Origin of the sequence: Noviluteimonas lactosilytica (assembly GCF_020866925.1) — a bacterium.
Classification (GTDB): domain Bacteria; phylum Pseudomonadota; class Gammaproteobacteria; order Xanthomonadales; family Xanthomonadaceae; genus Noviluteimonas; species Noviluteimonas lactosilytica.
This window is the reverse complement of sequence record NZ_JAJGAK010000006.1, coordinates 1-23,961: the sequence shown is the minus strand read 5'-3', so window position 1 is coordinate 23,961 and position 23,961 is coordinate 1. Positions and strand designations below refer to the sequence as shown.

Sequence of the window (23,961 nt, the reverse complement as noted above, 5' to 3'; positions counted from 1 at the left end):
GCGTAAAAGACGCGCGGGTTCGCTTGTCCGCTTCAGCTCATCGCGAAAGGTCCCGCGGCCGCTCATAAGGCGCGCGCTCAAACGTCCCCTTCTGGCCGAAAGCGGACATTCCTAACAGCCATCCAACGACAAGATGCACGTCGGGGACAACGGTCCTGGCTAGTGACGTGTGAAAGGGATTCGGGATGCCCGCACGTCGATTTCGCGGCCTGTCTGGCGAACGAGCTGAGTTACGGCCTTGAATCGCGATTCGAGGCGGGGCCCGGGGCCAACCACTACCCATTCGATGCAATCCAAGACATCGAATCGATCAATAGGACTCTTGATGTATGGAACGACGAGACCATTGCGATTGAAGTAGTGGACGGGTTGGCAGCCTTCGCCAGCAGGAACGTACTGTGTAAGACTGAGGCGCGTTTCACGCTCCTCTGCGAAGTGCGCATTCTTTGTGTGCGCCAAGTACGTCAGGTACGACTCTAGCGGCCCCCCGACGGGAGTCCGTCTTCCTGTCCTTGGATCCGGTTCCGCTGGCTGCGGCTTCGATTGCCCAGGTCCATCGCGCGTGCCTCGCCGACGGACGCGAGGTGGTCGTCAAGGTGCGGCGCCCAGGAATCGGGCCACTGATCGAAAGCGATCTCCGCCTTCTGCAGTTCGCCGCAAGGCACATGGAATTGCGGTTCCCGCAACTCCGGCGCTTCCACCCAGCGAGCGTGGTGCGGCAGTTCAAGGCCTCGGTGACACGTGAACTCGACCTGGCAGCCGAGTGTCGCCATGCCGAGCGCATCTCCGCCAACTTCCTCGATGACCCTCGACTCTACGTTCCGGAAGTGCACTGGGCCTACACGAGCGAGCGCATGAACGTGCAGGATTTCGTCGACGGCATCCCGGCAGGCGACCTCGCTGCCCTGGATGCCGCGGGAATCGATCGTCCGCGTATTGCACGCTCCGGGGCGCAACTTGTGTTGCGGATGCTCTTGCGCGACGGGTTCTTCCACGCGGATCCGCACGCGGGCAATGTGTTCGTGATGGCCGACGGCCGAATCGCATTGATCGACTTCGGCATGGTCGGACGCTTGACGGACACGCGTCGGGCGGAAGTCGTGCGACTGCTCTTCGGCCTGGTGGAACGCGACACCAAACGTGTGAAGGAGGTACTGCTGGATTGGGCAAGCGGTTTGGAGCCTGATAACGGGGGCTTGGGCGACGATATCGATGCATTCGTCGACCGCTACCACGACGTTCCGCTGGGTCAGCTCAACCTCGCGGCGATGTTGCTGGATGTCACGGTGCTGCTGCGCGTGCATCGCTTGTCGTTGCCGCCCGACCTCGCGGTGCTGATCAAGACCTGCATCACCTTGGAAGGACTGGGGCGCAGCCTGGATCCCGGATTTGACATGGCGCGACAGGCCAGGCCGTTCCTGCGTCGCGCGCTTGCCGCGCAGTACGCGCCTGGCCAGTTGACCCGGCGTGCGGCCCACGTGGCGGATGATGCGTTGCGCCTGATGGCCTCAGCCCCGCGCGATCTGCTCCAACTTCTTCGTGCGATTCGCAACGGTCGGGCGAACCTGCACGTGGAAATTGACGAGATGCGCGGGTTCAGCACGCAGATCAGCCACGCCGCCAACCGGTTGGCGGGGAGCATGGTAATCGCGGCCCTCATCATCGGCTCGTCCATTGCAATGACAGTCGAGGGTGGGCCGACTTTGCTGGGTCTTCCCCTGTTCGGCTTGCTCGGATTCCTGGGCGCTTCGCTCGCCGGAACTTGGTTGCTCTGGTGGATCCTCCGCAGCGGCGGAGGACGCTGACCATTTGATCAAAGTCAACGAATGCATGACGCATGTCGATAGGCTCGTCCCAAGTCCGATGCCGCCTTTGAACGCGACCGCGCGCTACTACCTGCTGCCCCAACGCGGAGGTGTCTGATGACACGCGTGCTTGCAACCATCGCATCGTGCCTGCTCTTGGCCGGTTGCGCCTCCACGCCCGTGGTCCATGAAGACCATGACCCAGAGGTCAATTTCGACTCATTGTCCAGCTACGCATGGCGGGAGGAGCCGCAAACGCATTCGCCGCTCGTCCGCCAGCGGTTGGTGGCGGCCATCGATGCGCAACTGCAGGGTAAGGGATGGCGGAAGGTGGCCGAAGACGAGGCCGGTACGGTCCTCGCCGTGCATGTCGCCACTCACGAGGAGCAGACGATCGACACGTTCTACAGCGACCCTGCCTGGGGCGGATGGAGTTGGTACGGCGTGCAGGGCCCGCGGGGAGGTTACGCATCAACCCGCGTGACGACCTACACGATCGGCACGCTCGTGATCGACATGTTCGACACACGCACGCAACGCGCCATCTGGCGTGCAACGGCCGAAGGCTCCGTCCCGGAAACGCCCGAGAAGATCAACGCGGCGATTGATGCGACGATCCCAAGGATGTTCGTAAACTTCCCGCCCCGACGGACTGACTGAGGCGTCTGCACATGACGCACCGCGAATGGCATCGCTCCCAGCGGATAGGCTGGTTGCGGGCAGCAGTGCTGGGCGCCAACGATGGGGTGATCTCGACGGCGAGCCTGATGGTCGGCGTTGCCGCGACCGGGTCGTCGACTTCTTCCGTGTTGACGGTGGGCATCGCCGGTCTGGCGGCCGGCGCGATGTCGATGGCTGCCGGGGAATACGTCTCCGTGCAATCGCAGGTAGATGTCGAGCGCGCGGACATCGCCAGGGAAACGCGGGAGCTCGCGACTCAGCCGGAAACCGAACACGCGGAGCTGGCCGCGATCTATCGCGCGCGTGGCCTAGACCTTGACTTGGCGCGACGTGTGGCAGACCAGTTGATGGCGCACGACGCCCTTGGCGCGCACGTACGCGACGAACTGGGCATTACGGAAATGCTCCGGGCGCGGCCCTTCCAGGCCGCGATGGCGTCCGCCGCGTCGTTCGCAGCAGGCGCGATCATCCCCGTGGTGGCCACATTGCTGTCGCCGGGCCGATCGTCCATCCCCATCGTCGCCGCGACGATGGTCGCGCTGCTCGTGCTCGGCGGCCTTGCGGCGTTTGCTGGCGGTTCGCAGGTAACAAGGGGTGCGGCGCGCGTCGCGACATGGGGTGCTTTGGCGATGGCGTTCACCGCGCTGATCGGCCGCCTGTTCGGACACGTCACGCTGTAGCGCAGCCGCGATCGTGAATCGCGGCGAGTGCTCAGATGGGCTTCCACCGCACTTCCGTCGCAGCGGGTTCTTGCCGCGGGGTATGTGCGCGGGCGCTCAGGTAATCGGCCACGACAACGGCCAGCACCAGCAACAGCCACAGTGCACCCAGTATCGATCGCGTCCGGGGCTTCATCGCTACACCATCCTTCGCAGCAACCCGTCACGCCTGACCAATTGATGCCAGAGGGCGGCAATGATGTGCAGGCCGATCACGCCGTAGAAGACGTTGCCGATCACTTCGTGTAATTCGTGGAGTACGTCGCCAGCGCCGGTCTGCATGCCGATGGGCGGCGACAGCACCCATGCGGTGAAGGGAATAGGAAGCGGATCGCCGTCGGCCCACAACGACAGGATGCCGAGCGTGGGTTGGACGACCAGGAACGTCAGGAGTGCGAGGTGGATCGTAAGTGCGGCAAGGCGTTCGGCGCGCGAGGCGGGCGTCATCGCAAGCCCCGCGGCGCGTCGCATGCGTAGCCCGAGCACGTGCAGCGGGAACAGGACCAGCAGGAGGAGGCCAGCGAGCACGTGCACGTTCGCGCCGGTATTCGACGGACCGATGTGTTCGGCTGCGTCGCCCGTCAGATACGCGGCGAGCACCAGTGCGACGCTCGACCAATGCACGCAGCGAACGAGGAGTGGATATCGCTTTGATGGTGTGCTCATGGGCATTCCTGCCGTTGTCGGTCATAGTTCAATCGGGTGCGGCGAGGGATACCCGGTCCAGCTGCTCCGGCGCGCGCACGCGCCAACCCAGTTCGCGCTTGATCCTCGCGCGCAGGGCGTCGGCGGCATCGGGTTCGCCGTGCGTCACGAATGTCATGCGGGGCGGCCTGGGCGCGCCGGACATCCAGCGCATCAGTTCATCGCCGTCGGCGTGCCCGGAAAACGACTGAAGCGCGACGATTTCCGCGTCGATGCGAATCTCGCGACCGAACAGGCGCACTGTGCTCGCGCCCGCGAGCAGGGCGGCGCCTCGCGTGCCGCCGGCTTGGAACCCCGACAGCACGATCGCGTTGCGCGGATCTCCGCCGAATGCTTCCAGGTGATGCAAGACGCGGCCGCCGGTGAGCATGCCGCTGGCGGACAGGATGATCATCGGGCCATGTCCGCGGTTGAGCGCCTTCGATTCCTCCGCCGTATGCACCATAGTCGCCAGGCCTTGCATCGCGCGGCACTCCGCTTCCGATGCGGAGTGCAGGTCGCGATGGCGCAAGTAGATGTCGGTGGCATCGATCGCCATCGGACTGTTGAGGTAGACCGGGACGGACGGGATTTCGCCGCGCGCCCGCAGGCGCGCAATCTGTAGCAGTACGCCCTGCGCGCGCCCAATCGCGAATGCGGGCACGACCATCACGCCGCCACGCCCCGCGACGCGGCGGATCGCGGCACCAAGTTCTGCATCCTGATCGATCCGTGGGTGCTGCCGGTTGCCGTACGTGGATTCGGTGACGAGGATGTCCGACCCTTCGTAAGGGTGTGGCGGGCGCATGAGGACGTCGTTCGGTCGCCCTAGGTCGCCGGTGAAATGGATCGACGTGCCGGAGACGCCCACGTGGACTTGCGCCGCACCCAGCAGGTGGCCCGCGGGAATGAAACGCGCGGCAATGCCCTCGCCCAGGCCGATGTCCTGGTCGAAGCCATGCGGCTGGAAGTGCCGGAGCGCGGCGTTGGCATCCGCGGTGGTGTAGAGCGGGGCCGGATCGGCGTGTCGCGAGAAGCCTTTCGCCTTGGCGTACTTCGCTTCCTCTTCCAGCAGGTGCGCACTGTCGGGCAGCAGCAGGCCGCAAAGGTCGCGCGTGGCCTGGGTGCAATGGATGCGCCCGCGGAAGCCATTGCGCACGAGCGCGGGCAGATACCCCGAATGGTCGAGGTGTGCATGCGTCAGGACTACGCCGTCAATGCTGGCGGGCGGCACGGGAAACCGCGCGCGGTTACGGTCGCGCAAATGCTTGTAGCCCTGGAACAAGCCGCAATCCACGAGGATCCGACGGCCGTTGGCTTCCAAGAGGTAACGCGAACCCGTGACGGTTCCGGCGGCGCCAAGAAATTGGAGGGTGGCATCGGCCATGCGGATCTCCGGGAACACGCGCCCATGGGACCAGCGATGGCGTCCCGCTCCATTGACCTTGATCAACATCCGTTGTTTTTGGCCGCGCATGCTGTGCGCACCCCCTGCGGAGGCGCGAGCCATGATCCGGGATCTGCTTGTTCCCATCACGCGTGCGACGACGGACGATGCGGTGGTTGCGTTCGCGGAGAAGCTCGCGATCGCGTACTCGGCAAAGCTGATCGTGTCGATTCCTGCCGCCGTGCCTGCGGTGATGGCCGCGCCTTGGGGCTTCGCGCCGGGCGCTGTGCTCGTCGAGGTGCTGGAAGGCGTTGAGCAGGAAGCGATGCGTCATGCCGAACGGCTGCGCGCGCATCTGGCGAAATCCGAAGCGTCGGTGGACGTCCGCGTGGACCGAACGCGCATTTTCGATCCCGCCGAAGCGCTGACCATGCAGGCCCGTTACGCGGATCTCGCCGTGCTTGCGCGACCCACGGGCGACGATGCCGCGATCACGCATGCGTTCTTCGACGCCTTTCTTTTCGGCTCCGGCCGGCCGCTGCTGACGGTGCCGGTGGACAAGCCCGCGGCGCGAGAGAGTCGGTTCCAGAAGATAATGCTGGCATGGAAGCCGACGCGCGAATCCGCGCGTGCGATCCACGACGCAATCGCACTGTTCGAGCCGACGGACGTCGAAGTGCTGATTGTGGATCCCGAAATCGGTGATCTCTGGCACGGAGATGAACCAGGCGCGGACATCGGGGCACATCTCGCCGAGCATGGCCTGCGTGTCAACGTGAGTCGTCGTCCCGCGGGATCGATGAGCGTGGCGACCACCGTCCTCCTGCACGCTGCAGAAAACGACGTCGACTTGATCGTCGCCGGCGGCTACGGGCACACGCGCATGCGCGAATGGGTGCTCGGCGGTGCGACGCGGGAGCTTCTTGAGGGCATGGATAAGCCCGTATTGTTCTCGCACTGAGCGACCGGCCGTGTGCGGGGCGCCATCTTTGCCAGAAGATCAGTCGCGCGACCTGGCGCTCTTCATCCGCGTGCTCCGGGAAGTGTTCGATCACGAGCCTTGGCGCGATGTCGAACCGTGCGCACGACGGGCATGGATGCAGATCGCCTTGATCACTGGCGTGGAATGGGAGCAGGTGCGAGAACGCGTACACCGCGGTTGGCAGGTGCACTGATTGCGACGTCGGTTTGGGTCCGTCGTCGGTGGGATGTCAGTCCAGTTTCAACTCGTGGATGACCTGGGACGCGTCGTCCGGATCGGGGTGGCGGGAGAAGCCCAAGTCGCCGGCGAGGTCGGCCATGCGGATGTTCTCCGCGAGGTCGATCGAGCGCATGACGCGAATTCCCCTTGCGCGCGCGACTTCGATCAGCCGGCGCATCAACAACGTGCCGAGACCCTTGTTCTGCCACTCATCGTCGACGACGACGGCGCATTCGCAGCGCTGGTGATCCTTGTCGGCGGAGAAGCGGCTGACACCGATGATCTTGTCGTGGGCGTCTTCTGCCACCACCGCGCAGAAGGCGACTTCGCGTTCCGGGTCGAGACGAGTGAGGCTGTCGAGCAGTCGCTCGCTGGGATGCCGCACGAACCCGAGAAACCGATAGCGACAGGTTTCGGCCGACAATTGCTCGATGAACGCACGTTCGGCGTCCCGATCGGTGGGAACCAGCGGGCGAATCACTACGTGCGTGCGGTCGCGCAAGACCTCCGACCAGCGGGGGACATCCGTGAGCTGCTCCATGGGGGTTCTCCGCGTCGGGTGGGTCCATGGTCGATCGGCAACGAAGCCAGTGATTTGATGTAGGTCAATGGAAACGCTGGATCGATCAGCGGGCCGTGTAGCCACCATCGATGACGAGCTCGGCGCCCGTCATGAACTTCGACTCGTCCGACGCCAGGTACACGATGCCCCACGCGATGTCGTCTGGTTCGCCCATGTGGCCGAGCGGATGCAGTGCGCCGACTTCCTGACGCGCGGCGGCAAGGTCGGTGGCGCCCGAGTCGCGCAGGTGGTGCTCGACCATTGGCGTCCAGATGTAACCCGGGTGGACCGAGTTCACGCGGATGCGATCCGTCGCATACAACAGCGCGTCGGTGCGGGTCATCAGCGTGACCGCACCCTTCGATGCGTGGTACGGCGGCACATCGGGTGCACCCACCAGGCCGTAGATCGACGACAGGTTGACGATGCTTCCGCTGCCAGCGCGACGCATATGGCGGATGACATGCTTGGTGCAGAAAAACACGCCCTTGACGTTGACCGCCTGCACGGCATCCCACTCCGCTTCGGTGATTTCGTGGGTCGGCTTGTTGGCACCGGCGATGCCGGCGTTGTTCACGAGCACGTCGATGCCGCCCCACGTGTCCGCCACGCCGTCCATCGCGCTTTTCACGCTGTTCTCGCTGGTGACGTCCACGCGCCAGTAGCGCGCGTCGGCGCCAGCGGCATGCAAGCTGTCGGCGAGTCGGCGACCGTCGTCGTCGCGAAGATCGAACAGCGCCACGCGCGCGCCTTCTTCCGCCAGCCGGCGCGCGGTCGCCGCGCCGATGCCCAGTGCGGCCCCGGTCACGATGCAGGTCTTTCCCTTGACGCGGTTCATGGCCGGGCTCCTTCGGGGCGATACTGCGATTGAAGCGCAGTGCGTGGACGCGTTGTTGATCGAAGTCAATCGCGCATGCACCAGGGCCGAATCACCATCGCGACCACGAATGGAATCGCCAACGCGACGAACCACCACGGCCAAGGCGGCGGCGCGAAGGACAGCCATTGCGCGGCAGGAGGCACGCGCGTGACCACGATGAGCACCGCCAGCGCCGCGACGACGGCGATCCTGAATTGGCGAGAGGGCGCGAGCGCCGCATGCAACAGCGAGCGGCCGGCGCGGTAGGTGAGCATCAGCGCGACGTTGCCTGCGACCAGCGCGGTGAAGTCGAGCGCGGGCACCTGCTGGTCAGGCAGGCCGGCGCGACGCGCGAAGAAGTCGGTCAACAGCAGGGGCAGGAACATCGCCAATCCCTGCAGCGCAGTCGTCGCGAAATCGCGCGGGCCCAGGATGGGTTGCGAGGCGGGGCGGGGCGGCCGGCGCATGAGATCCGGATGCGCCGGCTCGGCTTCGAACACGATCGAACACACCGGATCGATGATGAGCTGCAGCAGGACCACGTGGAGCGGATACAACACGGGCGGCACGCCGAGGAAGGCAGGCAACAGCGCCAGGCAGGTGATGGGCACGTGCACCGCCATGATGTAACGCACGGCCGCGTGCAGGTTGTCGTAGATGCGCCGGCCTTCGGCGACGGCGTGCACGAGGGACGTGAAGTCATCGTCGACCAGCACGATCGATGCGGATTCGCGTGCCACGTCCGTTCCGCGCTTGCCCATGGCCACGCCCACGTGCGCCGCCGCCAGGGCCGGTGCATCGTTGACGCCATCGCCGGTCATCGCGACGACTTCGCCCTGCTGCTGGAGCAGCGTCACCAGCCTCAACTTGTGCTCGGGTTTGACGCGTGCGAACACATCCGTGTCGCGCAGGGCCGCGGGCGCCGCTGCGGGATCGGCATCAGCGAAGACCTCGCCGGGCGACACCCTCGCTGTGCATTCGAGGCCGGCTTGTTCGGCGATGGTTTGCGCGGTGGCCGCGTGGTCTCCCGTCAGCATCACTACACGGATGCCTGCTGCGCGGGCCTGTGCGACTGCGGCGGGTACGCCATCGCGCAGCGGATCGACGAAGGCGATCAATCCGCCCCATCGGAGAGGCGATGCCTCCGGTGATTCCGGAGGCGTTTCGACGCGCGCGGCGGCGACGCCGAGCACGCGCAGGCCGCGTCGGGCCATCCGCGCCACGCTTGCTTCGATCACGGCGACTTTGTGCGTGGGAAGCCGGCAGGCCGCGGCCACCGCTTCCGGCGCGCCCTTGACGACTACGAACGTCTGCCCGTCGCCGCGCCACGCCATGCCGACACTGCGCCGTGCCGGGGTGAACGGATATTCGCGAACCGGCGTCCACGCATCACATTGCGTCTGCGCCGCCGCACGTAACGCGAGATCCATCGGATCCAGGGAATGGAGCGGGGCCGCGAGGGCGGCGGCGGCAAGCAACGGCAGCGCGGCATCAGCCTGCTCGTCGCTGACATTGTCCACACGCATCCGGTTCTCGGTCAGCGTCCCCGTCTTGTCGGTGCACAGCACGGTCACCGAGCCGAGCGCTTCGATGGCGGCGGGGCGGCGCACCAGGACCGCGCGACGCGACATGCGCCACGCGCCAAGGGCGAGATACACAGTGACCACGACGGGAAACTCTTCGGGGATCGTCGCGATCGCGAGCGTGATTCCGCTCAACAGGGCATCTAATGCATCGGTGCCTTGGGCGAATAACGCGGCGGCCATCAGTACGCACGAAAACATCGACAACAACGCGAACAGACGCGCCAGCCGGCGCATCTGTAGCTGCAATGGCGTCGGAGGTGCACGGACATCGCGCAATGCGACGCCGATCCTCCCGAATTCGGTGCGCGTGCCGGTGGCCGTCACCTCGCCACGCCCGCTGCCGCGCACGACCATCGTGCCTGCCCACAGGCGCATGTCATCGCCGGCGCGGATGGATTTCCGGATCGGCATTGATTCCCCGGTGAGCAACGACTCGTCGACCAGCAAGTCGACAGCCTCGATCACCGACGCGTCGGCCGGCAAGCGATCGCCTGCTTCCACCAACAGCACGTCGCCGACGACGACTTCGCGGGATGCGATCAACACAGGCGCGCCGTCGCGCAGCACGCGCGCGGATGGCGACGCTTGCTCCCGCAGTGCGCGCAACGCATGTTCCGCCCGATACTCCTGGAGGATGGTCAGCGCCACCACGGCCAGGATCGACAGCAACAACAGGATGGCATCACGCGGCTCGCCCAACGCCAGGTAGATGGCGCCTGCCGCGACAAGGAGAAGCAGCATGGGCTCGCGCATCGCGTGCAATGCGATGCGCAGTGGCGAGCGCTGTTCCGAATCGGGCAACGCGTTGGGGCCGTCGCGGGCCAGTCTGCGCATTGCCTCATCGCCAGCCAGTCCGATCTCAGCGCGGGCTGGACCGATCCGGCTCACCGCGGTTGGCCGGTGTTCGCGTCGGACTTCGAGAACGCGATGTAATACCTGGCGATCTCGATCAGCTCGTCGTTGCTGGCCACGCGGACGGACGGTTGCTGCAAAGTCCAGGCGCGCATGTCCATGCGCACGATCAACCCGCGCCATTCATCTTCCGAATGGATCGTCGGGGGCGGGGGCGCATGACATTGCCCGCAGTAGGAAACGACCAAGCGCGAGCGACGTGAGCCGACCTCCGGCAGGTTCGCGTCGCTGCTCCTGCGCATCCACGGCTGCGCGAACCGCGTCATGGCGCGGTTCGGCGCAGGGTGATTGATCCCGACGCTGACCGCAGCAACGGACAATGCGAGCAACGAGAGGAGTGCCTTGGTCATGCGATTCGCATGCTGCCGGTTTCCACGAAGCGTGCGTGCCAAGACAACGCTTCCCGCAACAGGTGGGGCGTGTGCTTGCCGAAGCTGTTGCGGCAAGCGCGATCGAAGTAATCCTCGAGCATGCTGCGGTACGATGGGTGCGCACACTTGGCAATGATGTCGCGCGCGCGCTGCCGGGGCGATAACCCGCGCAGGTCGGCGAGCCCTTGCTCGGTCACGACGATCATCGTGTCGTGTTCGGTGTGGTCCACGTGACTGGCCATCGGAACGATCGTGGACACGCCGCCCTGTTTCGCGGTGCTCGGGGCCATGAAGATCGAGAGGAAGGCGTTGCGGGCGAAGTCGCCGCTGCCGCCGATGCCGTTCATGATGCGGCTGCCTGCGACATGGGTCGAATTGACGTTGCCGTAGATGTCGGTCTCGAGCATCCCGTTCATCGCGATGCAGCCCAGACGGCGGATCAGTTCGGGATGGTTCGAGATCTCCTGCGGCCGCAGGACGATGCAACGGCGATAGAAGTCGATGTGCTCGAAGAACTCCGCGGTCCCCGTACCGCTGAGCGACAACGCAGTTGCCGACGCAAAGCGCAGCACGCCATCTCGCAGCAGCCGCAGCATGTTGTCCTGGATGACCTCCGTCCACGCTTCCAAGTTCTGGTAGCCGCTTGCGGCGATGCCTGCGAGCACGGCGTTGGCGATGTTCCCCACGCCCGACTGCAGTGGGAGCAGGCGTGGCGTGAGGCGGCGTCGCGCGACTTCGTGTTCGATGAATTCAAGCAGGTGGCCGGCGATGCGCTGCGAACAGTCATCGGGTGGCGAGAACGGCGAATTGCGATCGTGCGCGTCGGTTTCCACGACGGCGACCACCTTGTCCGGATCGACCAGCAGATAGCGCTCACCGATACGGTCTTCGACGCGGACCAGCGGGATCGGCTTGCGGTCCGGGGGCAGCGCGGTGCCGTAATAGACATCGTGCATGCCATCGAGCGCCAGCGGCTGCCAGCGATTGACCTCGAGGATGACCTTGCCTGCGCGTTCGAGCCACGTCCTGTTGTTGCCGATCGAGGAGGTCGGCAGAAGGCGGCCATCCGGGAGGATGGCAGCGATTTCGACGACGGCGACATCGATGTCGCCGAAGAAACCGAACCACGTGTGCTGCGCAACGTGGCTGAGGTGGATGTCGAGGTAATCGATCTGTCCCGCGTTGATGCGGTCCCGAACGGTGGGATCCGACTGGTAAGGCAGACGCAGCTCCATGCCTTCCACTTTCGCCAACGCGCCATCGAGCTCGGGCGCCGTCGATGCCCCGGTCAGCAGGCGAACGCGAAACGGATCGCCCCGTGCGTGCGCCTGTTGGATGCGCGCCGCCAGTGCCTGTGGCACGCATTTCGGGTAACCCGCGCCAGTAAAGCCGCTCATGCACACGGTGTCGCCGTGGCGAATGACGGCGGCCGCCTGGTCGGCAGGCATCAATCGTTGGCGCATGCCGGCATGCTGGATGCGATCGTCCATGAACGACAGGCTCGACGATCCGCCGGGGCCGCATGTTGATTTCGGTCAAGGCGAAGCAGTGCTGGCGGGTGTAGCGTCAAATGCACACACGGTCCGCCACAGCCGCCATGCATGTCTATTTCGTCATCATGATCGCGTACGTCATCGTGCTCTTCGCCGTGAGTCCCGAGGCGCGCGTTACGAAACGTTACAAATCGATGCACGCACGTCATCGCCGAGTTGCGTGACGAGCGGAGGATCGCGGGCGTCTCCCACGGAGCAGCCGCGATGACCTCCTCCGAATTGCCGGCGACACTCGCCTCGCTGCCCTTCACGCGCATCCGTGTTCCCGCGCGCGGATGGGTCTTCCATGCCGGCCAACCGCATCCAGGTCTCTACTATGTACATGCTGGTTTCCTGAAGACCTTCAGCGGGAGCGAGGACGGCCGCGAGCGGATCTGTGGATTCCCGATGCGCGGCGATTGGCTCGGCCTGGAGTCGCTGGGCAGTGAATGTCATGTCTCAGACTGCACCGCCTTGGATGCAAGCGAAGTCTGGCACTTTCCGCGATCAGTGCTCGAAGACAATGCCGTAGCGGCGACGCTTGCCAATCTGTGCGCACGTCAATTGCGCGATCACAACGCCTGGGCGCTGGCGATCTGCTCGCTGTGCGCAGAGCGTCGAGTGGTCGAGTTCCTCGAGGCGCTCGGCCGTCGCCACGCGTCGCTGGGTTGCAGCGCGAACCGCTTCCGGCTGCGAATGACGCGCGCGGAAATGGGCAACTTCCTCGGCCTGAAGATCGAAACCGTGGCGCGGACGCTCACGAAGTTGCAGGCAATGGGCGTGGTCGACGTGGACCGTCGCGAGATCATGTTGCTGTCGAAGATCGACGACACCGCGAGAGCGCCGCAGCCAGTTGTTCGCGATCGTAGGGCTTCGGCAGGATTTCGTATGGCTGCTCCCCCTCCAGCCCATGCGCATGCCCCGATGTGACCACCACGCCGATTGCGGGCCAGCGCTCGCGCACGAGCGCCGCGAGGGCCGCACCATCCGGGCCGCCGCCCAGCATGAGATCGCTGAAGACCACGTCGAAAGCGCCACGGTCGCGTGCAAGTTGCGCGACTGCCGCATCGTAGTCCGGCACGGCGACAATGTCGTAACCAAGCGAGCGAACGAAAGCGGACGCTATCGCGCGTACTTCCGCGTCGTCTTCCACGATCAGCGCTCTCGCGGCGTGTGCCGATGCCACGGGCACGCCTGAAGATGGCCGATGTGCGAGCACCTCGCGCGCGACGGGTAGATACAGGCTGACGCGCGTGCCGACGCCGGCGGTGCTGTCGATCGTCATGCCGCCGCCGCTCTGTTGCACGAATCCGTACACCATGCTGAGTCCGAGGCCGCTGCCGCGTCCGCCCTTGGTAGTGAAGAAGGGCTCGATGGCACGCGCGACGATATCGGGCGGCATGCCGGTGCCGGTGTCCGCGACCGAATATGCGATGTAATGGGCGGGCGCTAGCCCGGCAAGCGTTCCGCCGGGCGGTACCCAGTGTTCCTTGACACTCAGCGTGATCGACCCACCGTCGGGCATCGCGTCGCGCGCGTTCAACGCCAGGTTGACCAGTGCAGAATCCAGTTGCCCGGCATCGGCGAAAGTGGGAGGCAGCCCCATCGGCACGATCACATCCAACTGCACGTTGTCTGACAACGTGCGCTGCAGGAGCACGCGGATGTCTTCCAGCAAACGCGCCGCATCTATCGCTGCCGGCCGCAACTGTTTGCGCCGCCCGAAGGACAACAGCTTGTCCGTGAGGTCCGCGCCCCTTCGCGCGGCGCGCAGCGCGCTTTCGATGAGGGCGTTCGATCCGGGCGTGCCGTCGTGTTCGGCAGCCAGTAATTGCAGTGACCCCGACATCACGGTTAGCAGATTGTTGAAGTCGTGTGCGATTCCGCCGGTCAACTGACCTAGCGAATCCAGCCGCTGCGCGTGCGCGAGTTGCGCTTCGGTTCGGCTTCGCTGCAGCACGGCGGACACCAAGGTCGCGGAAGATTGCAGGAGGTGTTGTGCGTCGTGGTCAAAGCGGGAAGGCTCAACCGACCATGCGATCAGCGCGCCCGTCAGGTTGTTCCGATCCAGGAGGGGTGCGAGTGCGCAGGCGCGACATCCCGCGACCGCGCTCACCAGGCCGATCGTATGACGATCGCCATTGTCCAGGTTGAATACGCGAAACTCGTGCGTAACGAAGCGCGAAGGTAAACCTGCGTCGATTTCGTGCCCGGCGCCGCTGGAACTGCTTACCCAGCGCGGACCCTCGTTGGCGCCACGTAGCCACAAGGCGACGTGCACGCCTTCGTCGAAGGACTCGGAAAGCACGTGTGGCAGGCGTTCGAGGAAGGCGTCTGGTGAGCGCGCTTCCAACGCCTCCTGCCCGAGATCGGCGATCACGCGATCGTAGCGAGCGCGTTCCAGTGCCTGCCGCGCGCGCAAGGTTTCGGAGATGTCGCGCACTGACGCAAGGAACTGTTCGAACTCGCCCGCTGCTGCCAACGGCGCCAGTGCGATCTCGACGGGAAACTGTTCGCCATTCCTGCGTTGCCCCACGAGCGCCATGCCGCCGGCGCCCATGGGGCGCACGCGGGGCGCGGCCGCGTAAGCCATGCGATGTTCGCGATGGCGTCCTCGGGCGGTCTCGGGCATGAGTGCTTCCACGGCGAGTCCCACCAGACTGCCCTCGGAATGTCCGAACAGGCGGTGCGCGTTGGCGTTGGCCCGCAGGATGCGCCCCTCCGCGTCGACGATGAGGAGGGCGTCGGGGAGCGCCTCGAAGAGACCCGTGTCCATCGGTCAGCTCGCGGGGGCGACGGGGGCCGTCAGTACGTAGCCGACTCCCCGGACCGACTTGATGATGCGCGGATTCTCGGGGTCGGCTTCGATCTTGCGGCGCAACCTGCCGATCTGGACATCGATCGAGCGATCGTACGGCCCGGCGTCGTGCCCGTGGAGCGCCTGCATCAGCACGTCGCGCGAGAACACATGTCCGGGCTTTTCCGCGAGAGCAGACAATAGGTCGAATTCACCGGAGGACAGCGGGATGTCCACGCCGTCCGCGCGCACCAAGCGGCGCGTGTCGCGCTCGAGGCGCATCTTGTCGATGCGAAGGGCGTTGCCCGCGCCGACAAGCACTTTGCTGGTCGTCCTGTCGGCACGCCGCAGGACGGAGCGAACTCGCGCAAGTAGTTCGCGGAAATCGAAGGGCTTGGTGACATAGTCGTCCGCGCCCAGTTCAAGACCGACGATGCGGTCGACCGCATCGCCACGCCCGCTGACGATGATCACGGGACCGCCCCATTGCGTCTGCAACTTCCGGAGGATGCTGAGCCCATCCTCACCAGGCAAGCCAAGGTCGAGCAAGGCAACGTCCACGCGCGATTGCGCCACGGCCATCAAAGCTTCGCTGCCATTGCCTGCCAAGGTGACGAGCAGGCCCTGGGTCGTGAGGTAACGGTCCACGAGCGCGGCGACATCGCGGTCGTCTTCGATGACGAGCACGTGGGGCGAAGGCGTTGCGGCAGGATCCTGCACGGCGACCCCCGGAGCGACCGGACCCTCGGCCGGTTGCCCGGGAGTCTACCCCACAGCCGCCTCAATTGATGGGCAACTGCCGTGCCGACCCCTTGGCCATCTTCGGGAGCGTCAGGCTCAGAACGCCGCCGTCGTAGGCGGCCTTAGCGTTCGCGCCATCGATGTCCAGTGGAAGCGAGAAAGTCCGGAATGCCTCGCCCGCGAATCGCTCCCGATGGATCTCCTTGCCCTTGCCCTGGTGTAATTCGCGATTGACCTCGGCACGGATGGACACTTGCTTGCCGTCGACCGAAACATCGATGTCTTCCTTGCGCACGCCGGGCATGTCGACGCTGACGACGTAGGCGTCGTCGTCCTCGTTGACGTCGAGGCGAAGTTCCATCGCATCTTCGAACTGGCGGGCGCCAGTCGAACTTCGCGCCATGGCGCGCATGAGGCTGTCGATTTCCGGGAACGGCTCGAATCCGGCGAGTTGCCGAAGCGGATTCCAACGGGTGGGCAGGGTCATCGGAGCATCCTCGCTGGGGAGTTGCGACAGTGTGTGTCCCGCGCGCGTCGCGTTGTGTTGACCTAAGTCAACATCATCGCGTGCACGTCGCCGTTCAATGGACCGCGTCGCCCGCGGGGCCTTTCTGGGAGCACGTCGATGGACACCGATTCGCGCCTGCGCAAAGCAGTGCTGGACGAACTCGAGTTCGAGCCGAGCCTTGATGCAGCCAACATCGGCGTGAGTGCGGAAGACAATGTCGTGACGCTGACGGGACATGTTCCGACGTACCCGCAGAAGCTGGCGGCGGAACGCGCGGCATGGCGAGTGAAGAATGTCAGGGCGGTGGTCGAGGACATCACGGTTCGCTACACAGGTGCGCCGATGAGCGACGAGGAGCTCGCAAAGCGCGCACTTTCCCTCATGAAGTGGAACTCAATGGTCCCGGACGACATTCGCGTAACGATCCATCACGCGTGGGTGACGCTCGAAGGGGAGGTTCAATGGCAGTTCCAGCGCGACACCGCCGCGAAGGTCGTTCGCCACCTTGATGGCATCCGGGGCGTGACCAACAACATCACGCTCAAGCCGACGCCGCGCACGCGCGAGGTCAAGCTGCGCATAGAACAGGCGCTGCGACGCAATGCCGAAACCGAGGCGCGGAAGATCATCGTCGATCTTCCAGATGGCCACACCGTCATGCTCGATGGCCACGTCCAGAGCTACGCAGAGCGCATGGCGGCGGAACGCGCCGCATGGTCGGTCCCTGGCGTCACCGCCGTCGTGGATCGCATCGCGATCGGTCCATGAAATCGGCCATGAGGGCCGCGACCCATGAGGCACTTCGTATTCAACAGCTTGGCGAAGTAGGCGTCGCGGATCGCCGGAAGGCCGCTCGCCTTCGCCGTCGCCAGCGGCACCGTGGCGGCGTGGCTGCTGACCGGCCCGATCTTCGGTTTTAGCGATTCCTGGCAACTGGTCATCAATACGGGAACCACCATCGTGACGTTCCTGATGGTCTTCCTGATTCAGAACACGCAGAACCGGGACACGGAAGCCATCCAGATCAAGCTGGACGAGCTGATCCGCGTCAATGAGGCCGCAACGAATTCGTTGCTGGACCTCGAAGAGCTGGACGAACGGACCCTCGACTCTTACCGGGCGCGTTATGAAACGCTTGCACGACAAGCGCGCCAGCTGGAGCAGATCAAGTGAGCGCGTGATATGCAGGATATCCTCGTCCACGTAACGAGTTACTCGCCTTGGAGCCACGCGACCGTCTTCGCTGCGCGCTTGGCTGCACAACTGCGCGCGAACCTGACCGGACTCTGGTGTGAAGAGCCGCTGCCTGCGGTCTTCATCGGCGAGACACCACCGATGGTGAGGCTGGAGGAGGACGTCCAGCGAAACCTGCAACACGCGCGGGCACTTTCCACTCCGTTCCGCAACTGGACGTCATCGCACGGCGTAGCGGACAGCGATTGGCTGGCGTGCGAATCCATGCCGGCGCGAGCCTTGCGTCATGTCGGGTCGTGGCATGACCTGTTGGTGCTCGGCTCCGGCCCCGACGTGCCGTGGGGCGGGGAAACCCAACTCGCCGACGCGATCGTGGGTGCGCAGCGCCCGGTGATGGTCGTGCCCGAGTCCCGCCTGCAGGATCCAAGAATGGAACGCATCGCCGTCGCATGGGATGGGTCGGCCTCGGCCATGCGCGCGCTACACGCCGCGCTCCCGGTGTTGACCCGCTCGACGCGCGTGATCTTCCTGCACGATGACGCGCCACCCGTTGCGCCGGCAGGCCTGCCGCCTTTCGATCTCGATCGTTTCGCCTCGCGGCACCGCCTTCCCATCGAACGCGCCATGTTTACGACGCAATCGAGTACGACCGGTGGTGCCTTGTTGAGCGGGGCGATGGCGGCAAATGCCGACCTGCTGGTCATGGGGGCATTCGGGCATTCCCGCACGCGCGAATGGGTGCTTGGGGGCGTTTCGCGCCACATGCTCGCGCACAGTCCCATCCCGCTGCTGATGCAGCACTGACGTCGCTCAAGCGATATCGAAGATGTCGGGATGAGCGTCGACGAACGACCGCGCGTAGTCCATTTCACCCCGACTCTCCGCATGCAAGTCGAACAGGACGTCGCCCGCCGTCACGTGATCGCCTACGCGCAGGCGCAGGAATACCCCTGCACGGCGCGCCCGCGGGGCGCCCGCGAGCTTCGCGACCCTCGCCAGGCGGCGATTGTCGATTGCGCGCACGATGCCGGACCGCTGCACGCGAACCGAGTGGACCAGCTGCGAGATGCAGGGCTCCGTGAAACCGCCCTGTGCTTCGCAGATCGCGACGAACTTGCGATACGCCGCGCCGCTATCGAGCAGTGCGCGCGCATGTACAATCCCCGACGCGCATCCTGGCGGTGGCGCCAGGTCCAGGAGCGCGCCCGCGAGGAGCAGGCTTCGGTCGCGCAGGTCCCCGGGCGCGACTGCATCGCCGCGCAAAACCTGCAGGACATCGCGCGCCTCGAGCGACGGCCCGATGCCGCGGCCGACCGGCTGTGTGCCATCCGTACGCGCTATCCGTAGATGCAGGCCGAATGCGGAGGCGGTGGCACGGAACCGCTGCTCGATCGCGTAGGCATTCGTGTTGGATCGGACCTTCGCAGTCGGGCCAACGGGCAAGTCGATCAACACGTGCGTCGCGCCCGCCGCGATTTTCTTGGATAGCACGCTCGCGACGAGCTGGCCTTCGCTGTCGAGATCCAGGGGCCGCTCGACGCGAATCAGGATATCGTCGGCGGGACTGAGCCGTACGCTGCCACCCCACACGACGCATCCCCCCTCTCGATCGACAACGCGTTGCATGGCGCGAAGGTCAAGGTCCACCGGCGCCATGACCTCCATGGTGTCCGCGGTTCCTGCCGGAGACGTAATCGCGCGCGACGAGGTCTTCGGAATGCACAGGCCAGCCGCAGCGGCGATCGCTACAACCAGTGGAGTGGTGCGATTTCCAGGAAGGCCGCCGACGCTGTGTTTGTCGACGATAGCCTCACCGAACCATGCGATTCGTTGCCCGGCATCGACCATTGCGCGCGTGAGGGCGATGGTTTCGACGTGGTCGAGTCGATCGCCGGCGCACGCGGTCACGAACGCGGCAAGTTCGATGTCCGAAAGCCTGGCATCGACTGTGTCCTGAACGAGCGCACGCATCGCGTCGGCCGACAACCGCTGGCCAAATACCTTGGCGCGCAAGGCAGAGGTCGATGCCGGCGGCTCGGCGTGGCGGATCTCGGCCACCGCGCCCTCGCTTGGTGCGAGGGCATGCCACGCCATTTCGGACAACGCTGCGACGTCTACGTCCAGATGATCATCGATGACCACGTTCAACGTGGCGACCAGCTCCTTGCCCGCGGAACGGATCGCAACGCGCGACAAGGCGGTGAAGCCTTCGGAGCGGCATACCGGGCAGTCGCGGTGCATGTACACCACGGGTTGCTGGTAGGTGTCGATGCCCGCACGCACGAGACGGAGCGTCGACGAATCGGACTGCATGCCTGCGGGCCTCGGCGGAAGGTGGGGTCACCGTGCATCGGGCGCCCGGGGCGGACATTGACCTAGGTCAATGTGATCCCGCCAGCGTCGGAGGAGGCTGTTGAACGATCCATCATCGGGAGGAGCCGCATATGCATGTCGCCGAATCCGCGAATCTCGTGCCATTTCTGCTCTGGTGCGCGCTGGCGAACTACACGATCCTGCTTGTCGTGTTTATGGCGTTCGTCTGGCTGCGCGGATGGATGCGACGCATGCATCAGCGCTGGTTTGCGCTGACGGACGCGCAGATCGACGGATACATGTACGCATTTCTGGGCTTCTACAAGCTGGCCGTGTGGTTCTTCTTGCTGATTCCCGCGCTGGTGCTGCTTGCCATGCGGTGACTTCGAGGCATCCGGGGGCCCGTGCATTCAGCGCGCGACCACCACCGGCACGTCGCTCTGTGCGATCACCTTCGCGGTTACGGAACCGACGAACAGGGTTTGCAGCGCAGTATGTCCGTGGGATCCCATCACGATGACGTCGCAACGTTCGGCCTTGGCCATTTTGGCGATGGCGGAAGCAGGTTCGCCGACGACCAATTTCTCGACGAACGCAACGTGCGCCCGCTTCAGCGTCGCACGCGCAGACTTGATCGCGCTGGCACCGTTCTCAGCGTGGTACTTGGCGGCGGCCTGTAAGCCAATCTTGATTGCCACGGCCTGCATGAGCGGTGGATCGGCGTTGAACAGGATGACTTCCAGCGGCCCTGCCATTTCTTTGGCTAGCTTTGTCACGAACTTCGCAGCCCTCGAACTGATCGGGCTGCCATCGACTGCAAGCAGCATCTTCATGGGTAACTCCACTGGGGACGAGTGCAGCTTGCTCCGGCATACCCGCGAGGAGTTGACATGGATCAAATCCAAATCGAATTGGATGTTGGCCTGTTTGCAGCCACCGGTCCCTGCATCTCCATGACGTGCGTGAGCACCGTCATCACTTGCGGCCCTGCCTCGAGTAGAAGTTGTAGAGAGGGCAGAAGACCAACGCGATGTACCAGCCCCAAAGAATGCTCCCCGCGAGCCCCATCCAGATCGTGTCCCAGTCAAGATGAGTGAACCCAGGAAGGAAGAGCGTCAGCGCAGAATGGGTGATCGGGATCGATGGCAGCAGGATGTAACCGACGATGCAAACGACATACGTGACGACGAAGAACGAGCTTACGGTGATCCCGACAACGCCGATCGCAAGGCGGCCGTCGTAGGAGCGAACGGATGTGTTTTCAGAGGATCCAGTCGCGATGGTCATGTGCTGTCGCTCCCGAAGTCAGCGCTGATGGCTCACTCTCGAATGAGCAGGCTCGCGATGTATTGATCTGGATCAACGCGCGGGCCATCAGGAAGTCCACGCTCGGGAGCGTCTCCCCAGAGGTTGTTGCCATGAAACGCATACTTCCGATGATGCTAATCGTCGCTACCGCTGCGATGTCCGCGGCGCCCGTGCACAGCGGCGGCAAGGTGGACTGCAACCTGCGGTTCGACCTCTCGGGATGGTCGGCGTTGTACAAGACGGCGTCGGGCACAGGCACGGTCACCTGCGACAACGGCCAGAAGATGCAGGTCGCCATTTCCGCAAAGGGCGGCGGGCTCAGCGTCGGGAAGCAGGAGATCAAAGGTGGAAGGGGGTATTTCACCGGCGTGGGAGACATCGAGGAAGTCCTGGGTTCCTACGCCGCCGCCGAAGCGCATGTGGGGGCCAAGAAGTCGGGCTCCGCGCAAGTGATGACGAAGGGGGACGTGCAGCTCTCGCTGGCCGGTGGCGGCAAGGGATGGGACATCGGCATCGCATTCGGAAAGTTCACGATCTCGAAGTCAGCCAAATAAGCGACTCGGTTCATCGTGCCCGGGCAGGAGAGAAACATGCGAATCGCTGAAATCTGTTCGCGCGACGTGGCCTGCATCGGCACGACCGCGTCGATCCGTGTCGCTGCGCTCGACATGCGACGCCATCATGTGGGCTGCCTGGTAGCGATCGATTGTCGCGACGCCGAGCGCATTCCGCGCGGCATCATCACCGATCGCGACATCGCTATCGAGGTGACCGCGATGGGCATCGATCCGGAGTCGGTGACGGTGGCCGACGTGATGGCTCGATCTCCCGCCACCTGCGGCGAGAACGACAAGTTGTTCGACGCGATCGACACGATGCGCGTCCGGGGCGTGCGGCGCCTTCCCGTCGTGGGCGTCCGGGGTCAGCTCGTCGGTATCATCAGTGCGGGCGACATCAATGAGGCGCTTGGCATGTGCGTGCGCGAGCTGTGGCAGGCAGGTTCACGCAGTCGAGCTCGTGAGTCGGAAGGGCGCCAGTGATGACGATGGGCCGCACGCATCGCGTGCTTTGGACGTTATGCGAGCCGATCGACCGCCTCGCTTGAGATCTTGGCTCGATCCGCCTGCAATGCACGCCTGATTTGCGCAACGAAATGCGCCAGCTCGGCGCGATGTGCTTCCGGCTCGAGGTGGTTGACGTCTACCAGCCAGGTTGCGCGCGGCGCGGTCTCACACAGGTGCTGCAGATCCGCGAACGCCGCATCCGCCTTGCGGCCGCCAGCCGTACAGAAGAAGGCGACCTGTGGCGCTTGTTTGAGGTGCCGCTTGGCATAGGCGCGGACTGGCGATGCCATCCTGCCTGCCCAGATGGGTCCGCCAACAACGACGATGTCGTAATTGGCCGGATCATTGACCGGGATCAGAATAGGGGTGGTGCGTCGGGTCACTGCGTCAATTAGTGACCTCCAGATGCCGGCAAGCGATTCGCGTCTGCGCGGCTCGCGAATCTCCTCGATATCGGCGGCCATGGCCCGGCAGATCTCTTTCGCAATGGGACGGGTTCGCCCAGTCATCGAGTAGTAGGCGATCAATATGCTGGCCATGACTTCATTCCGTCGAGGATTCCATTGAATCCTGAGGGCGGTCGCCGTGCGTTGATCTAGGTCAATCGGCGCATCGCTCGACTTAAGGGGGGAGACAGGCGGTGTTAGATACGGTTACGGCGCTGCTTTCGCCGATGGACTGCAAGAAAAAGGCACCCACCGCAGCCGCGGAAACCCCAACAGTTGCTAGGACAGCGTCGGCCCACACGTTCGCCTGAGCGCTCATCAGGACCACCACCGTAGCTACTCCGAGGCGGCTATCAAGCAAATAGCGCCGAAAGTCACAAAAGCCCGTTTCTGGCGGCGGGTCGCAAACACGCCGCGCGACTTCGGAGCTGACGCTAATGTCCGCTTCTGGCCGATAGCGGGAATCGGTCACGGGTGCCCGAACGATCCAAAGCCGATGTTCGATCTATGGCACTCAGCACTCGCCGCCATACGTGAGACGATCATCCGAACCGCAGGAGGATGGCTTTCGATGATCGGAGTGACAGCGATCCGATGGATCTACTGGGGCACCGCGGCCCTGGGCTTCGTCGTCGCGTTTGGCCCCGAGCTCGGCATCCCTGATGCAACCAAGCGAATCTCTTGGCGGCATCGGCGTCGTGGTGGGGGCTTCTTCATGACGAAGCTCTACCACCCCCTGCTTGAGGCAGGCGATTGGAAGCAACGAAAGCCGAACCCCAAAATGGCCCTGCTCGGGCTCGCCGCGCTAGGACTCGTCATTATGGGGCTGTATCTCTACGCCGTCGGCGAACCGCGCTCGCATCTGCGCTTACATTGCTCTCGGCGTGCTTCCTCTTTTTTTGCTGGTCGGTGGATCTACCGCAGCAACTGAGCGGTGTTGCAAGCTTGCAGGTTACGAATGTCCGCTTGTGGCCGATGGCGGTCATTCGCGCACTGCTCGATCAAACCTCAGTGTGTTCGGCCATGCTCAGGGCGTCATCCACTTCAACGCCCAAGCAGCGGACAGTGCTTTCGATCTTGGAATGGCCAAGCAATAGTTGAACGGCGCGCAAGTTCTTGGTGCGTTGATAGATCAGGGACGCCGTCGTGCGCCGCATCGAATGGGTGCCGTAGCTTGGCTCCCCCAGCCCGGCGCTTCGCACCCACCCTTTCACGATGCGTGCGTACTGCCGCGTCGAAAGGTGCGCGTCGGCGCGTTGCCGACTGGGAAACAAGTACGCATCCGGCGGAA

At 64.6% G+C, this 23,961-nt stretch carries 26 protein-coding genes and 1 pseudogene; 12 read left to right on the top strand and 15 right to left on the bottom strand.

Annotated elements, in window-relative coordinates; genetic code table 11:
• The first annotated feature begins 446 nt into the window (after positions 1 to 446).
• From LK996_RS16485 to LK996_RS16475, 3 genes are all read left to right on the top strand, one after another.
• Entirely contained in the window at positions 447 to 1,805 is a 1,359-nt protein-coding gene (locus tag LK996_RS16485) for an ABC1 kinase family protein (protein ID WP_255657273.1), read from the top strand.
• Between the two features lie 117 nt (positions 1,806 to 1,922).
• Positions 1,923 to 2,465: a DUF4136 domain-containing protein gene (locus LK996_RS16480; protein ID WP_230528473.1), complete on the top strand. Its 543-nt coding sequence runs from the start codon at positions 1,923 to 1,925 to the stop codon at positions 2,463 to 2,465.
• Positions 2,466 to 2,476: 11 nt separating this feature from the next.
• Positions 2,477 to 3,166 carry a VIT1/CCC1 transporter family protein gene (locus tag LK996_RS16475; protein WP_230528472.1) on the top strand — a complete coding sequence of 230 codons (690 nt, stop codon included), beginning with the start codon at positions 2,477 to 2,479 and terminating at the stop codon, positions 3,164 to 3,166.
• Positions 3,167 to 3,343: 177 nt separating this feature from the next.
• Here the strand turns inward: LK996_RS16475 and LK996_RS16470 are convergent, their stop codons facing one another.
• Entirely contained in the window at positions 3,344 to 3,871 is a 528-nt protein-coding gene (locus LK996_RS16470) for a cytochrome b (protein ID WP_230528471.1), read from the bottom strand.
• A 28-nt stretch (positions 3,872 to 3,899) separates the two neighbouring features.
• Positions 3,900 to 5,423 (bottom strand): MBL fold metallo-hydrolase RNA specificity domain-containing protein, encoded by a 1,524-nt coding sequence (locus LK996_RS16465; RefSeq protein WP_425493814.1) that lies wholly within the window; start codon positions 5,421 to 5,423, stop codon positions 3,900 to 3,902.
• Here LK996_RS16465 and LK996_RS16460 point away from each other — a divergent pair.
• The gene (locus LK996_RS16460; RefSeq protein ID WP_230528470.1) at positions 5,398 to 6,237 is read left to right on the top strand and encodes a universal stress protein; all 840 of its coding nucleotides are present in this window, start codon (positions 5,398 to 5,400) and stop codon (positions 6,235 to 6,237) included. The genes LK996_RS16465 and LK996_RS16460 overlap by 26 nt on opposite strands.
• A gap of 250 nt (positions 6,238 to 6,487) precedes the next feature.
• Here LK996_RS16460 and LK996_RS16455 read toward each other — a convergent pair whose 3' ends face one another.
• The 5 genes from LK996_RS16455 to scpC all read right to left on the bottom strand — a co-directional run bounded on the left by LK996_RS16455 (position 6,488) and on the right by scpC (position 12,257).
• Positions 6,488 to 7,018 carry a GNAT family N-acetyltransferase gene (locus tag LK996_RS16455; protein WP_230528469.1) on the bottom strand — a complete coding sequence of 177 codons (531 nt, stop codon included), beginning with the start codon at positions 7,016 to 7,018 and terminating at the stop codon, positions 6,488 to 6,490.
• Between the two features lie 85 nt (positions 7,019 to 7,103).
• A complete protein-coding gene (locus tag LK996_RS16450) occupies positions 7,104 to 7,877 on the bottom strand; it encodes an SDR family NAD(P)-dependent oxidoreductase (RefSeq protein WP_230528468.1) in 774 nt (257 codons plus the stop codon).
• Between the two features lie 65 nt (positions 7,878 to 7,942).
• Positions 7,943 to 10,372: a cation-translocating P-type ATPase gene (locus LK996_RS16445; protein WP_230528467.1), complete on the bottom strand. Its 2,430-nt coding sequence runs from the start codon at positions 10,370 to 10,372 to the stop codon at positions 7,943 to 7,945.
• Positions 10,369 to 10,746: a hypothetical protein gene (locus LK996_RS16440; RefSeq protein ID WP_230528466.1), complete on the bottom strand. Its 378-nt coding sequence runs from the start codon at positions 10,744 to 10,746 to the stop codon at positions 10,369 to 10,371. Before LK996_RS16440 ends, LK996_RS16445 begins: the two co-directional genes overlap by 4 nt.
• Positions 10,743 to 12,257, bottom strand: coding sequence for a succinyl-CoA:acetate CoA-transferase ScpC (gene scpC / locus LK996_RS16435; protein WP_230528465.1), 1,515 nt, complete (start codon positions 12,255 to 12,257; stop codon positions 10,743 to 10,745). Before scpC ends, LK996_RS16440 begins: the two co-directional genes overlap by 4 nt.
• Positions 12,258 to 12,524: 267 nt before the next feature.
• Between scpC and LK996_RS16430 the strand changes: the two are divergent.
• Positions 12,525 to 13,070, top strand: a pseudogene (locus LK996_RS16430) (Crp/Fnr family transcriptional regulator); the annotation flags it as partial.
• Between the two features lie 34 nt (positions 13,071 to 13,104).
• Here LK996_RS16430 and LK996_RS16425 read toward each other — a convergent pair.
• From LK996_RS16425 to LK996_RS16415, 3 genes are all read right to left on the bottom strand, one after another.
• The gene (locus tag LK996_RS16425) at positions 13,105 to 15,075 is read right to left on the bottom strand and encodes a PAS domain S-box protein (protein WP_230528464.1); all 1,971 of its coding nucleotides are present in this window, start codon (positions 15,073 to 15,075) and stop codon (positions 13,105 to 13,107) included.
• Positions 15,076 to 15,078: 3 nt separating this feature from the next.
• Positions 15,079 to 15,816 carry a response regulator gene (locus LK996_RS16710; RefSeq protein ID WP_230528463.1) on the bottom strand — a complete coding sequence of 246 codons (738 nt, stop codon included), beginning with the start codon at positions 15,814 to 15,816 and terminating at the stop codon, positions 15,079 to 15,081.
• 61 nt (positions 15,817 to 15,877) lie between these two features.
• Positions 15,878 to 16,324, bottom strand: coding sequence for an Hsp20/alpha crystallin family protein (locus tag LK996_RS16415; RefSeq protein WP_230528462.1), 447 nt, complete (start codon positions 16,322 to 16,324; stop codon positions 15,878 to 15,880).
• Between the two features lie 138 nt (positions 16,325 to 16,462).
• Between LK996_RS16415 and LK996_RS16410 the strand changes: the two genes are divergently transcribed.
• The 3 genes from LK996_RS16410 (at position 16,463) to LK996_RS16400 (ending at position 18,343) form a co-directional block, all read left to right on the top strand.
• Positions 16,463 to 17,113, top strand: a complete 651-nt coding sequence (locus LK996_RS16410; RefSeq protein WP_230528461.1) for a BON domain-containing protein — start codon at positions 16,463 to 16,465, stop codon at positions 17,111 to 17,113.
• A gap of 69 nt (positions 17,114 to 17,182) precedes the next feature.
• A complete protein-coding gene (locus LK996_RS16405; RefSeq protein WP_230528476.1) occupies positions 17,183 to 17,518 on the top strand; it encodes a low affinity iron permease family protein in 336 nt (111 codons plus the stop codon).
• Positions 17,519 to 17,527: 9 nt separating this feature from the next.
• Positions 17,528 to 18,343 (top strand): universal stress protein, encoded by an 816-nt coding sequence (locus LK996_RS16400; protein ID WP_230528460.1) that lies wholly within the window; start codon positions 17,528 to 17,530, stop codon positions 18,341 to 18,343.
• 6 nt (positions 18,344 to 18,349) lie between these two features.
• Here the strand turns inward: LK996_RS16400 and LK996_RS16395 are convergent, their stop codons facing one another.
• Positions 18,350 to 19,852, bottom strand: coding sequence for a thymidine phosphorylase family protein (locus tag LK996_RS16395; protein ID WP_230528459.1), 1,503 nt, complete (start codon positions 19,850 to 19,852; stop codon positions 18,350 to 18,352).
• 131 nt (positions 19,853 to 19,983) lie between these two features.
• On the opposite strand from LK996_RS16395, the gene LK996_RS16390 reads away from it, so the two are divergent.
• Complete coding sequence (locus LK996_RS16390; protein ID WP_230528458.1) at positions 19,984 to 20,235, top strand: DUF6868 family protein; 252 nt, start codon at positions 19,984 to 19,986, stop codon at positions 20,233 to 20,235.
• Between the two features lie 27 nt (positions 20,236 to 20,262).
• On the opposite strand, the gene LK996_RS16385 is transcribed toward LK996_RS16390, so the two are convergent.
• The gene (locus LK996_RS16385) at positions 20,263 to 20,685 is read right to left on the bottom strand and encodes a universal stress protein (RefSeq protein ID WP_230528457.1); all 423 of its coding nucleotides are present in this window, start codon (positions 20,683 to 20,685) and stop codon (positions 20,263 to 20,265) included.
• A gap of 142 nt (positions 20,686 to 20,827) precedes the next feature.
• On the bottom strand, positions 20,828 to 21,139 hold the full coding sequence (locus tag LK996_RS16380) for a DUF5676 family membrane protein (protein WP_230528456.1): 312 nt from the start codon (positions 21,137 to 21,139) through the stop codon (positions 20,828 to 20,830).
• A gap of 149 nt (positions 21,140 to 21,288) precedes the next feature.
• On the opposite strand from LK996_RS16380, the gene LK996_RS16375 reads away from it, so the two are divergent.
• Positions 21,289 to 21,714 carry a hypothetical protein gene (locus LK996_RS16375; RefSeq protein ID WP_425493813.1) on the top strand — a complete coding sequence of 142 codons (426 nt, stop codon included), beginning with the start codon at positions 21,289 to 21,291 and terminating at the stop codon, positions 21,712 to 21,714.
• A gap of 36 nt (positions 21,715 to 21,750) precedes the next feature.
• Complete coding sequence (locus LK996_RS16370) at positions 21,751 to 22,200, top strand: CBS domain-containing protein (protein ID WP_230528455.1); 450 nt, start codon at positions 21,751 to 21,753, stop codon at positions 22,198 to 22,200.
• Positions 22,201 to 22,235: 35 nt separating this feature from the next.
• Here LK996_RS16370 and LK996_RS16365 read toward each other — a convergent pair whose 3' ends face one another.
• Positions 22,236 to 22,763: a flavodoxin family protein gene (locus LK996_RS16365; RefSeq protein WP_230528454.1), complete on the bottom strand. Its 528-nt coding sequence runs from the start codon at positions 22,761 to 22,763 to the stop codon at positions 22,236 to 22,238.
• 403 nt (positions 22,764 to 23,166) lie between these two features.
• Here LK996_RS16365 and LK996_RS16360 point away from each other — a divergent pair, with 403 nt between their 5' ends.
• Positions 23,167 to 23,601, top strand: coding sequence for a hypothetical protein (locus LK996_RS16360; RefSeq protein WP_230528453.1), 435 nt, complete (start codon positions 23,167 to 23,169; stop codon positions 23,599 to 23,601).
• A gap of 70 nt (positions 23,602 to 23,671) precedes the next feature.
• Here LK996_RS16360 and LK996_RS16355 read toward each other — a convergent pair.
• Positions 23,672 to 23,961: tyrosine-type recombinase/integrase (locus LK996_RS16355; RefSeq protein WP_230528452.1), on the bottom strand; the 290-nt coding region annotated here is incomplete at its 5' end.